Raw genomic sequence first — 12,301 nt, 5'->3', positions numbered from 1 at the left:
TATCCAAAGAGAGAATTTTCAAAAAGCTAAATTTATTTGGGATGAAGCTATCCAAGAGATAGCTGCTGCCTAAAATTTAAGGGTCAGGGTTGTGTTGCGGCCATATTTCCATTAACTTGACGGTGCCAAGAAATAGGTGATAAAATTTTCTTAGAAAAGATTAAAAATCTTTGTAGTAATAACAATTTTACTCTCAAAGATAGTACAATAGAACTGGATGGTTACTGTAATAATTGTATAAATTTAAAAAACTAACATACAAGGACTTGTGACGGACTTTGTTCGGTAGAAATGAAAAAAGGCTCTGTTGCATAACCTCTTATGAAAAAGCTTACACATTGATGGTGGGTCTGGGTGGATTTGAACCACCGACCTCACGCTTATCAGGCGTGCACTCTAACCAACTGAGCTACAAACCCGTTTTACATTATTGTATTAAATTACCGAAATGTATGTGCGATTTTTCTTGCCTGAAGAAAAATTTACTCTTCCAGAGGTGATAGCAAAAATTGTATAATCCTTGCCAATTCCAACATTATCACCAGGATAAAATTTAGTTCCGCGTTGGCGAACTATTATATTGCCTGGAATAACTGTTTGTCCTCCAGATTTTTTTAAACCCAACCTCTTACTATGAGAATCTCTTCCATTTTTGGAACTACCACCAGCTTTTTTCGTTGCCATATTATTTTTCCTCTATTTTAGTTATTCTTAAAACAGTCACATTTTGTCTGTGACCCTTTTTTCTTCTATAATTTTGGCGCCTCTTCTTCTTAAAAATAACAACCTTTTTATTCTTCATCTGCTCTAAAACTTCGGCTTTAACCTCAGCTGATTCGAGAAGCGGCTCCCCTATTTTTACCGCACTTCCTTTATTGCTATCGTACAGCGCAAGAACTTTGGTAAAGCTTATTTCATCTCCAAGCTTGCCATCTAACTTTTCTATTTTAATGACATCACCTGCCTTAACGTGATATTGTTTACCACCTGTTTCTATTACAGCTAACATTTGCTTATTTTGTCTTCAGTTAAAGTCATATTTTTAGTACCATACGTTAAAAAAGTCAATTAAAATAACAATTATATACCCATAATATAGAGTATTAACTAGCATCTATACATTATTGACAAAAAAATATTCAGATAAATAATTGTAAAAATCCCTTTCATCTGAATTATTAGAGCCTTCTAGCTTATTATTTATAAATTCTCTTTCTACTTTCTTTGGATTTGTGACATCTATAGCATATGGACTATTAATTTCACAAGTGTTAGTACTATTATCAAAACGTGAAAACGATTGTGATATTATAAAAATAGGGACAAAATCATGATTTTTATATGCAGATATAATGCCTGCCCTTAATATACCAATATAGTTCTCATGATTTGGTAATAATTCAAAAATTCCAAATTCACCTGGCAACAACATACCATCATAGCGAGAATCTTCAACATACCCCTCAGGCGTGACTATTTTCAAATTGATTTTACCCTTAGACATATCTCACAATTTATTTTAGGTTTTTTGCTTTTTCCAAAACTTCTTCAATACTACCAACCATATAAAATGCCATCTCCGAAATATTGTCATATTTGCCTTCAACAATATCTTTAAATCCTTTTATGGTATCTTGTAAAGCCACAAATTTTCCTGGAGAACCTGTAAAAACCTCCGCAACATGAAATGGTTGTGATAGAAATTTTTGAATTTTTCTAGCTCTTGAAACGATTAATTTATCACTTTCAGAAAGCTCATCCATACCTAAAATTGCTATTATATCCTGCAGTGATTTATACGTCTGCAATGTTTTCTGAACTTCTCTAGCAACTTTGTAATGTTCCTCACCTACTATATCTTTAGATAATGCTTGAGAGGTACTATCCAATGGATCAATTGCAGGATATATTCCTTGCTCCGCAATTTGCCTACTTAGAACAGTCGTTGCATCCAGGTGAGAAAACGATGTAGCGGGAGCTGGATCAGTCAAGTCATCAGCTGGAACATATATTGCTTGAACAGAGGTAATGGATCCAGTTTTTGTTGAAGTAATCCTTTCTTGAAGATTCGCCATTTCCATTGCAAGTGTTGGTTGGTACCCAACTGCAGATGGTATTCTTCCTAGCAATGCTGATATCTCTGCACCAGCTTGAGTAAATCTAAAAATATTATCTACAAAAAATAATACATCCTGCTGCTCTTGATCTCTAAAATATTCAGCTATTGAAAGCCCAGTTAATGCAACCCTTGCCCTCGCTCCAGGTGGTTCGTTCATCTGCCCATACACTAAACTAACCTTTGAATTAGCAATATTCTCTTCATCAATAACCTTTGAGTCAATCATTTCATGATATAAATCATTCCCCTCTCGTGTTCTCTCCCCAACTCCTGCAAATACTGAATATCCACCATGCGCCTTTGCAATATTGTTAATTAATTCCATTATCAATACTGTTTTTCCAACACCAGCTCCTCCAAATAGACTAATCTTTCCACCCTTAATATATGGGGCTAGCAAATCTACAACCTTTATCCCTGTTACTAAAATTTCTGTATCAGTTGATAAACATTCTAACTCGGGAGATTTTCTATGAATAGACGCATAATTCTCGCTTTTTATTTCCCCTTTTTGATCAATTGGGTTACCAACAACATCCATAATTCTTCCGAGCGTTTCTTTTCCAACAGGGACAGTTATCGGCTTACCAGTATCAACGACCTCGTCTCCTCTCTTTAGTCCATCAGTCAAATCCATTGCAATCGCTCTAATGACACCATCACCTATATGTTGAACAACCTCAAAAACAATTTCCCTATTTTTATCTTTATATTTTAAAGCATTGAGAATATTGGGTACTTCACCTTCAAATTTAATATCTAATACTGCACCAAAAATTTGCGATACTTTTCCTTTATTCATATGTTGTTACCATCCAAATTATTTTATTTAATTAATTGCTTCCGCTCCAGAAATAATTTCAATTAATTCTTTTGTAATAATAGCTTGTCTACTCCTATTATAGAGCAAATTCAATTCTTTAAGCATTTTGTCTGAGTTTTTTGTAGCACTATCCATTGCTAACATTCTCGTTGAATGTTCGCAGGTTAAACTATTAGAGCACACATGCAAAATGGTAGCGGCAATATAATCATCAATCAATTTTTTCAAAATTAGCTCTATATCATTATCAAATTCAAAAATTTCCCCATCAGACTTTGCAAAATAACTAGTATTTTCTATTTCATCCATTTGCAGTGGCATTAACTTAATGTCTTTAACTTGTTGACTTAGAACAGAGTTGAATTTTGTATATACAACTCTACACTCACTAAATTTTTCTTTTAAAAACACATCCTTAATCTCTTTACTTAATAAAACAGAGGCATTATAGGAAATTTTTTTATTATTTTCTCTAAAAAAAGGTACGCTTTTTTCAATATTTTTTTTATGATGCGCCTGCATGTATTGTGAAATTCTGTTGCCTACACAGAAAATTTTAGCATCATTTTTTTGCTGTAATTTAGAAGTAATATAGCTAGTTATTTTCGAATTAAATGAACCACATAAACCTTTGTCAGAGCCAAAAGCAATAAACAATGTTTTTGACTTATCAATCTTCGTAGATAAAGAAATAAATTGCTCCAAAAGGTCTGGAGCTTTATTATTTACGTCTATCAAAAGCCTTTGAAACCCTTTTAAATACGCTTCCGCATTAACTATACTATTTTGCGCACTTCTCAAGCTAGATGCGGAAACTATCTTCATTGCCTGAGTAATTTTTTTAGTAGAATTTATTCCTTTTATCCTATTTTTTATATATTTCAGCGATGGCATATTTTAAGAATATAGTTTTACAAATTGATTTAAATAGTCTGTAAGCTCAATCTGCATTTCTTCAGAAAGTTTCTTTTCTTTCCTAATTTTTTTTAGCAAATCTTTTTTGTCTTTTTTGATTTGAAAAAGCAACTTATTTTCAAAATCACTTATGTTGCGTACATCTATTTCCTTTAAAAATCCTTTAACTGCTGTAAATATTGAAATCACTTGCTCTTCAATTTGTAAAGGAGCATATAGCGGTTGCTTTAATAACTCAGTAAGCCTATCACCTCTTGCAAGCAAATCTTTTGTTGATGAGTCCAAATCAGATGCAAATTGAGAAAAAGCTTGCATTTCCCTATACTGAGCTAAATCAAGCTTCATAGTCCCAGCAACTTTTTTCATTGCACCTATCTGAGCTGCCGATCCAACTCTACTAACAGATAGCCCGATATTAATAGCAGGTTTAATCCCTTTATAAAACAATTCCGTTTCTAGAAAAATTTGCCCATCTGTTATTGATATAACATTTGTAGGTATGTATGCAGAAACATCTCCTGCCTGAGTCTCTATAATTGGTAATGCAGTTAACGAACCGGCTCCCATCTCATCTGAAAGCTTCGCAGCTCTTTCTAAAAGCCTTGAGTGTACGTAAAAAATATCACCAGGATACGCTTCCCTTCCAGGAGGTCTCCTTAACAAAAGCGACATCTGACGATAACACACTGCATGTTTGCTTAAATCATCATAAATAATCAATGCATGCATACCATTATCTCTAAAAAACTCCCCCATTGTACATCCAACATATGGAGCATAGAATTGTAATGGAGTTGGGTCGGATGCTGAGGCAACTACAACAATTGTGTATTCTAAAGCGCCTGCTTCCTCTAATTTTTTCACAATTTTTGCAACTGAAGATCTTTTTTGACCAATCGCTACATATATGCAATACAGCTTCTCACTTTCGTCGTTTGACTTATTTATTTCTTTTTGGTTCAGTATAGTATCAATTGCTATAGAGGTTTTTCCAACTTGTCTATCTCCAATTATTAACTCACGTTGACCTCTACCAATTGGCACTAAACTGTCAATAACCTTTATTCCTGTTTGAACAGGTTCATGAACTGATTTCCTAGCAATAATTCCTGGAGCTTTTACATCTACTTTTTTATAAATTACGTCTTTAAGCTCCCCTTTATTATCAAGTGGATTTCCAAAGGCATCAACAACTCGCCCCAATAAGCTTTTACCAGTCGGAGCCTCAAAAAATTGTTTTTTTCGCTTTATAATCTCACCTTCCTTTATATCTTTATCATCCCCTAATATAACAATCCCAACATTATCTTCTTCAATGTTAAAAACTATACCTTCAACGCCATTTTCAAATTGTACTATTTCATTGAATTCAACATTATCAAGACCGTATGCTATTGCAACGCCATCAAAAATTTTTATGACCTGACCAACCTCTTCAAATTCCACTTTATGCTCTAGATTGGCTATTTCATTTTTTAGTACATCTACTATTTCTGAAGCTTTCATGTTATACCTAATTCATTAATTTTAAATTTACGCCTGTTGGTTAAAAATTTTATCTCCTTAATCCTTGATCTAAATGATAAATCTAGCATTAGTGAATCTTTTTTGATGATAATGCCTCCTAAAATTTCATTATCATAATTTATATTGAACTTAACACTCATGCTATTAAAGTATTTAGTTAGTTCATTTTTCACTTTGTCTAAAGAGCCATCATCTTGTTGCTTTGCTAAAATCAACTTTAGCGTTTGTATATTATTTTCTTTATCGATTATTTTTTCCAGTGCAGTAATAATTTTTTTCAATAAATATAGCCTTTTTTTCTCTATTAGCAGCACTATAAACCTTCTTAATAAACCTGAAATTTTAATTTTGCCAAGCAAAGTATTACAAAATACCATCTTTGCTTTTTTAGGCGCAGATTTATTTAATAATAATTTTTCAACAGATTTATTTACTTGAATTTGAGCAAAGAAATAATTAATTTCGCTAGAAACTTCATCCACTTGACTCAGCCTTTTCATATTTATAAATAATGCTAAAGCATATCTTTCGACTATTACATTTTCATAAATCATCAATAAGCACTCTTTGAGAGTAATTAAATTAAAAAATAAAACGTGTATAAAATATTTTTATACATTTATTAAAAAATTGTAAATATAAATTTATATTTATCCCAATTTTTGTCACTTTAAATACCCATATACTTGATTCACATCATATCTAAAATAAATTTTGCTTCTTCACTCATCATTGATTTATCCCATTTGGGTTGCCAAACAAGTTGTACATTAACCTCGCTTGCATTTTTCATTATTTGCTCAATTTTTTTCTTCACTTCTTGTGGAATTGCATCTGCAACTGGGCAAGTTGGAGACGTCAATGTCATCTCTATATTAATTATATTTTTTGAGGAAATTTCAATATTATAAATCAATCCCAAATCCCAAATATTTACTGATATTTCCGGATCATATATGAGCTTAAGTATTGCGATTATTTTATTCCTTGTTCCATTGATTTTATTGACACTATTTAATTCTTCCTCAGTAAAATCTCTGAATATACTTTCACTACCTTGTTTTATAAAATCTTTTAATTCCATGGACAATATTATGCAAAAAAGTTATCCACTTTTTTTAAAGCCTCAACTAGCTTATGAGCGTCTTCTAAGTTATTATATATGCCTAACGATATCCTTGCAACACCAAGTATTCCAAGAAAATTCATCAGTGGTTTTGCACAATGGTGACCCGTTCTAATTGCAACGTTGCTTTTATTTAGTATTTCACCAATATCTGAATGATGCGCATTTATGTGAGTTATTGAGATAATACTTGCATCTTCATTATGACCAAAAATTTTGAAATTTTTTAATTTCCTAATCTCACCTCTTATGTATTTTGCAATTTCTTTTTCTTCTTCCCAGGATTTCAATAAATCTATCGAACTTAAATAATGCAATGCCTCACCAAACGCTATAACTTCTGCAATTGCAGTAGTACCTGCTTCAAATTTATAAGGTGGATTTAAAAAAGTGCTTCTTTCAAACGACACATCCTCAATCATTGAACCACCAGTTTGGTAAACTGATATAGAATCTAGCATTTTATATTTTCCATATAAAATTCCAACACCTGTTGGACCATATAATTTATGAGATGAAAAAACTAAAAAATCACAATCTAAATCCGTAACATCTATTTTCATATGCGCTATTGATTGGCAAGCATCCACCAAAACCTTTGCTCTATATTTCTTGGCAATCCTCACTACCCTTTTAACATCAACAATTGATCCAAATACATTTGACATGTGCGTAATTGCAATCAACTTCACCTTTGAGGAAATAAGTTTTTCGAATTCATCAAATTTAAGCGCCCCATCTTCAGAGATAGGAATTATCCTTAATGTAGCATTTCTTTCTATACATAACTGTTGCCAAGGAACAATATTTGAGTGATGCTCCATAGCAGAAATTAATATTTCATCTCCTTCGGTAACAAAGCTTTTTCCAAATGAGTGCGCAACAAGATTAATTCCCTCAGTTGCACTTTTCGTAAATATTATTTCTTTATCTGAATTGGCATTGATAAATTTTGCAACATGGAATCTTACTTTTTCAAAATCTTCAGTAGCTTTTGCACTTAAGTCATAAATTCCTCTATGAATATTAGCAAAATTATATGAATAAAATTCTACAATTTTATCAATAACACATTTGGGTTTTTGGCTGCTGGCAGCAGAATCTAAAAAAGTACCGCAATTTTTTTGATTAAAAAATGGAAAATCTTCGCGTATTTTATTCATAAAATTCAGTATTATTAACAATTCGTCTATATAAACCCTCAACCTCAAAAGCATCTAGTTTACAATTCAAAAATACAGATTTTAGTAATCCTATAACAATCAATTTTTTTGCATGTTTAAGTTTGATTCCTCTAGATGCAAAATAATACAATACTTCTTTATCTATATCACCAGTTGTTGAGCCATGAGAACATATTACATCATCAGAATTTATATCAAGCATTGGTCTAGAATAAACCACAGATTCCTCATCTATAAGCAAATTTTTATTCAATTGATACGCCTCAACTTTACTAACTAATTTTGATATCTCTACATTACTATAAAATGAGCCTGAAGAATTTTTATCCAATACCTGATTATAATGTTGATTGCTGAATGTATTGGAAGCGTTGTGTTTTACGTCTATTACTATATCATATGCCTGATTATTATTTGCTATGTTAGCACCGTAAAAACTTGCTTTTGCACCCTTACCGTTCAAATGAACTTCAGATTCAAATCTATAAGATTTATCATTAACATTCACCGAATAGTTTTCGTAAATAGAATAAGCATTACAAATAATCTCAAGAGTGTTAATAAATCTAACCTCACCTTCAAAATCTTTCTGAATAACGTGTTGGCAATTTGTGTTATCGCTCAAATTAATTCTTGTAACATTGTTTATAAAATTATCATGTTCGCCATGTTGTATAAAATCTTCGTAAAATTTTACACTACAGTTTTTTTCTAATCTTATGAAGGTTGTAAAAAATGTAGAATTTGAGGTAATCAATTTGATTAACTTAATAGGTCTATCAATATTGTCATTGATATTAATCAAAACAACATGATCCTTATTGTCTAGATTTTGTGATACTTGATATTTGTCTTCAAACCATAATTCTTTATTAAAATTAACAATTTTGTCTTTTGAACAATATATTTCCACCCCTTTCTTTGGTAAAATTGATTTTTCCTTGGAAAATTTCCCATCCAAAAGCACAATATAGTAAAAATTTTCATCCTCGGTTAAAAAAGTGTATTCTCTTATTAATTCACTAGCTTTAATATCTGGTATTTCTAATAATTTTAAATCTGAATATCTCCATTTTTCATCTCTTCTAGACGGTAGTTTTAGATATGTATTTATTTTATTCAAAGCCATCGTAACCTTGTTTTTCTACTTCCTTAGCTAAATTTTTATCGCCAGATTTTACAATTGATCCACTAGAAAAAATATGAACAAAATCTGGGATCACATAATCTAAGAGTCTATTATAATGCGTTATGATTATGATTGAGTTTTCCTTACTTCTAAAATTATTAATGTTTTTTGCAATAATTCTTAGCGCATCAACATCAAGACCTGAATCTATCTCATCTAATATAACAAGCTTTGGCTCAAGCAATAGCATTTGTAAAATTTCAAATTTTTTCTTTTCCCCACCTGAGAAGCCATGATTAACATCTCTTTTTAATAATTTATAATCAATCTCAAGCAACGCTGCTTTCTCTTTCAATTCTTTCATGAAGTCAGCAGGTGTAATATCTACTTTTCCGTGCTCTTTTCTAACTGAATTTATAGATGCTTTTAAAAAACTATTCCAACTAACACCAGGTATTTCTATTGGGTGTTGAAAAGACATAAATATCCCAAGTCTAGCTCTTTCATCTGAAGTAATATGCGATACATCTTTAGAAGACAGTATTATTCTTCCATCAGTAATATCGTAACCATCTTTTCCTGTAATAACATTTGCAAGGGTGCTTTTGCCAGTACCATTTGGCCCCATAATGGTATGGACTTCTCCCTTGTTGATATTTAAATTCAAATTGGCAAGTATTTTTTTGCCATTTGCACTAACACTTAAATTTGATACCTTAAGTAACATACTATACTGACATAAATATTAAATTTTATCCAACTGCACCTTCAAGATTTACACTAAGAAGCGCTTTAGCTTCCACGGCAAATTCCATAGGTAATTCATTTAAAACATTTTTACAAAATCCATTAACAATTAATGATATAGCATTTTCATTAGTAATTCCTCTTTGCAAACAATACTGTAATTGATCTTCACTAACTTTTGATGTGGTTGCCTCATGCTCAATGTTTGATGAATTATTTTTAACCTCTATATATGGAATGGTTGATGCAGAGCAATTTTTTCCAATTAATAGTGAATCACATTGTGTAAAATTTCTTGCACCTTTTGCAGATGGTAAAATATTTACCATTCCTCTGTATGTATTAGCACTTTTTCCTGCTGAAATTCCTTTTGAAATTATTGTACTAGATGTATTTTTACCAACGTGTATCATTTTAGTTCCGGTATCTGCTTGCTGATGATTGTTGGTAAGTGCAACAGAATAAAATTCACCAGTAGAGTTATCGCCTTTTAGAATACAACTTGGATATTTCCAAGTAATAGCAGAACCTGTTTCAAGTTGTGTCCAAGAAATTTTAGAGCCACTGCCTTTACATAAGCCACGCTTTGTAACGAAATTGTAAATTCCACCTTTTCCATTTTTATCACCAGGATACCAATTTTGAACGGTTGAATATTTTATCGTGGCATCTTTGAGGGCTATCAGCTCTACAACTGCAGCATGGAGTTGATTTTCATCCCTTTGAGGAGCTGTGCAACCCTCAAGATAACTTACCTCACTTCCCTCATCTGCTATAATAAGTGTACGCTCAAATTGCCCAGTCTTAGCCTCATTTATTCTAAAATAGGTAGATAATTCCATAGGGCATTTTGTGTTTTTCGGAATGTAAACAAATGTTCCATCACTAAAAACAGCAAAATTCAGTGCAACAAAATAATTATCTGAGTTAGGAACCACAGACGCAAAATATTTTTTTATTAACTCCGGATGTTCTCTAATTGCCTCAGATATCGAGCAAAAAATAACACCCTGTTCTTTCAGCGCTTCTTTATATGTTGTAGCTACAGAAACGCTATCAAAAACAGCATCTACCGCCACACCAGCCAATAATTTTTGCTCGTGTATTGGTATTCCTAATTTTTGATACGTTTTTAAAATATCTGGATCTACTTCGTCTAAACTATCTAACTTTTTTTTTATCTTAGGTTCTGAATAATAATATATATCCTGAAAATCAATCTTTGGGTGCCTTATCTTTGCCCAATTTGGCTCTTTCATATTTAACCATACTTGATAAGCTAATAACCTTTTTTCTAGCATCCAATTTGGCTCAGATTTTTTATTAGAAATATACTTTATAATCTTTTCATTCAATCCTTTTTCAGGCTTAATAGACTCTATGTTGGTAACAAAACCATATTTATAATCCTTATTAAAATACTCTTCATGTGCAGAAACTGTATTAGTCATATTCATCTCACTTTTTCAAGTTGAAAATAAGCGTTATCATCGATAAAATCTTTGATGGTAAACCTCTGCAATGCAAGCATAAACAAGCTATTAATCTTGTTCCAGCCGTGCTTAACTTTGCACCCATTTGTGTACTCACAATTATTACTACTGTTTTTATTATTTTTACCACAAAGGGTAAGTGCAATTTCCCCCTCTATCGCTTCAACAACATCTAAAATACTTATTTCGTCAAGCTCTTTAATTAATTTATATCCACCAGCAGTACCTCTGTGTGACTTTATGATATCTTTTTTTAGCAACATTTTTAGTAATTTTATTACAGTTGTTTCGCTAATTTTTGTTTTGTCACTGAGAATTTTTGCACTAACAATATCACTTTTATTTGGTGCCATCTCGCATATAATTAATGTTGCATAATCAGTTAGTCTATTCACTTTTATCATAAAAATATTGAATCTTTTTCAAAATAGCACTATTTTTGTCCCAATTATATATCTAGCGTAAACACTGGTCAATAACAAAATGAACAAAGAAATAAAGCAACTAATTGATGAATTTGGATTATTTGATGATTGGGAAGAAAAATACTCTTACATAATTGAGTTGGGGAAAACTCTACCAAAATTAAATGATGATGAAAAAGTCGAAAAAAACAAAGTATCAGGTTGCATTAGTCAAGTTTGGTTGACTTCAAGAGAAGAGGATGGGAAATTATTTTTTTATGCAGATAGTGACGCCTTAATAGTAAAGGGTTTGCTCGCAATTGTAATCAAGATTTTTTCCGACAAAACAAGAATAGAGATTCAAAATATAAATTTCATGGATATATTTAACCAATTGGATTTAAAAAATCACTTGTCTCCTGGCAGAAGCAACGGATTATTTTCTGTGATTAGTAAAATCAGAAATTTGTGATAAATACTTTTAGCCAAAATATTAAAAATATTACTTTAAAAAATAAAATATAACGGACCAAGATACTTCTTCCTTTTAATTGGATGAATTATAACTTGACAAGGCGGTTAAACTGATTTTTAGGCATTGCTAAGCAAATATAGCGTCAAAGAAGAAATGTATATACACAGATAATTCAGCCATATCAGCGGCTTTGGAATAAGCCTTGGTTTTTCGATTGTATCTCTTGATAAAGGGCACCGTCAAGTTAATGGAAATATGGCCGCAACACAACCCTGACCCTTAAATTTTAGGCAGCAGCTATCTCTTGGATAGCTTCATCCCAAATAAATTTAGCTTTTTGAAAATTCTCTCTTTGGATA

General features: G+C 31.6%; 14 protein-coding genes and 1 tRNA gene. 1 reads left to right on the top strand and 14 read right to left on the bottom strand.

Translation table 11 applies throughout. From position 1 onward, the window contains the following. Positions 1–342: 342 nt before the first annotated feature. From L8D11_RS01005 to L8D11_RS00940, 14 genes are all read right to left on the bottom strand, one after another. Positions 343–419 (bottom strand) — tRNA-Ile (locus L8D11_RS01005). Between the two features lie 16 nt (positions 420–435). Continuing rightward, complete coding sequence (gene rpmA / locus L8D11_RS01000) at positions 436–684, bottom strand: 50S ribosomal protein L27 (protein WP_236869818.1); 249 nt, start codon at positions 682–684, stop codon at positions 436–438. A 1-nt stretch (position 685) separates the two neighbouring features. Then, complete coding sequence (gene rplU, locus L8D11_RS00995; RefSeq protein ID WP_236869817.1) at positions 686–1,009, bottom strand: 50S ribosomal protein L21; 324 nt, start codon at positions 1,007–1,009, stop codon at positions 686–688. A 105-nt stretch (positions 1,010–1,114) separates the two neighbouring features. Continuing rightward, positions 1,115–1,504 carry a hypothetical protein gene (locus L8D11_RS00990; RefSeq protein WP_236869816.1) on the bottom strand — a complete coding sequence of 130 codons (390 nt, stop codon included), beginning with the start codon at positions 1,502–1,504 and terminating at the stop codon, positions 1,115–1,117. Between the two features lie 10 nt (positions 1,505–1,514). After that, positions 1,515–2,921 carry a F0F1 ATP synthase subunit beta gene (gene atpD, locus L8D11_RS00985; protein ID WP_236869815.1) on the bottom strand — a complete coding sequence of 469 codons (1,407 nt, stop codon included), beginning with the start codon at positions 2,919–2,921 and terminating at the stop codon, positions 1,515–1,517. Between the two features lie 27 nt (positions 2,922–2,948). Beyond that, positions 2,949–3,836, bottom strand: coding sequence for an ATP synthase F1 subunit gamma (atpG, locus tag L8D11_RS00980; protein ID WP_236869814.1), 888 nt, complete (start codon positions 3,834–3,836; stop codon positions 2,949–2,951). Positions 3,837–3,839: 3 nt separating this feature from the next. After that, complete coding sequence (atpA, locus tag L8D11_RS00975) at positions 3,840–5,363, bottom strand: F0F1 ATP synthase subunit alpha (RefSeq protein ID WP_236869813.1); 1,524 nt, start codon at positions 5,361–5,363, stop codon at positions 3,840–3,842. Then, positions 5,360–5,938 carry an ATP synthase F1 subunit delta gene (gene atpH / locus L8D11_RS00970; RefSeq protein WP_236869812.1) on the bottom strand — a complete coding sequence of 193 codons (579 nt, stop codon included), beginning with the start codon at positions 5,936–5,938 and terminating at the stop codon, positions 5,360–5,362. The genes atpA and atpH overlap by 4 nt, the downstream gene beginning before the upstream one ends. 137 nt (positions 5,939–6,075) lie before the next feature. Then, positions 6,076–6,468, bottom strand: a complete 393-nt coding sequence (locus L8D11_RS00965) for an iron-sulfur cluster assembly protein (RefSeq protein ID WP_236869811.1) — start codon at positions 6,466–6,468, stop codon at positions 6,076–6,078. Positions 6,469–6,476: 8 nt separating this feature from the next. Beyond that, positions 6,477–7,673: an aminotransferase class V-fold PLP-dependent enzyme gene (locus L8D11_RS00960; protein WP_236869810.1), complete on the bottom strand. Its 1,197-nt coding sequence runs from the start codon at positions 7,671–7,673 to the stop codon at positions 6,477–6,479. Beyond that, positions 7,666–8,817 (bottom strand): SufD family Fe-S cluster assembly protein, encoded by a 1,152-nt coding sequence (locus tag L8D11_RS00955; RefSeq protein WP_236869809.1) that lies wholly within the window; start codon positions 8,815–8,817, stop codon positions 7,666–7,668. The genes L8D11_RS00960 and L8D11_RS00955 overlap by 8 nt, the downstream gene beginning before the upstream one ends. Then, positions 8,810–9,550 (bottom strand): Fe-S cluster assembly ATPase SufC, encoded by a 741-nt coding sequence (gene sufC / locus L8D11_RS00950; RefSeq protein ID WP_236869808.1) that lies wholly within the window; start codon positions 9,548–9,550, stop codon positions 8,810–8,812. The genes L8D11_RS00955 and sufC overlap by 8 nt, the downstream gene beginning before the upstream one ends. Positions 9,551–9,575: 25 nt before the next feature. Beyond that, positions 9,576–11,021 carry a Fe-S cluster assembly protein SufB gene (gene sufB / locus L8D11_RS00945; RefSeq protein WP_236869807.1) on the bottom strand — a complete coding sequence of 482 codons (1,446 nt, stop codon included), beginning with the start codon at positions 11,019–11,021 and terminating at the stop codon, positions 9,576–9,578. 2 nt (positions 11,022–11,023) lie between these two features. Further along, positions 11,024–11,458: an SUF system Fe-S cluster assembly regulator gene (locus L8D11_RS00940; protein ID WP_236869806.1), complete on the bottom strand. Its 435-nt coding sequence runs from the start codon at positions 11,456–11,458 to the stop codon at positions 11,024–11,026. A gap of 88 nt (positions 11,459–11,546) precedes the next feature. Here L8D11_RS00940 and L8D11_RS00935 point away from each other — a divergent pair, with 88 nt between their 5' ends. After that, positions 11,547–11,939 carry a SufE family protein gene (locus L8D11_RS00935; protein WP_236869805.1) on the top strand — a complete coding sequence of 131 codons (393 nt, stop codon included), beginning with the start codon at positions 11,547–11,549 and terminating at the stop codon, positions 11,937–11,939. The last annotated feature ends 362 nt before the right edge of the window (positions 11,940–12,301 follow it).

Origin of the sequence: Candidatus Bandiella numerosa, assembly GCF_021811875.1 — a bacterium.
Taxonomy (GTDB): Bacteria; Pseudomonadota; Alphaproteobacteria; order Rickettsiales; family Midichloriaceae; genus Aquirickettsia; species Aquirickettsia numerosa_A.
Note: the sequence above shows the minus strand (reverse complement) of the source record. Positions and strands in the feature narration are given on the sequence as shown.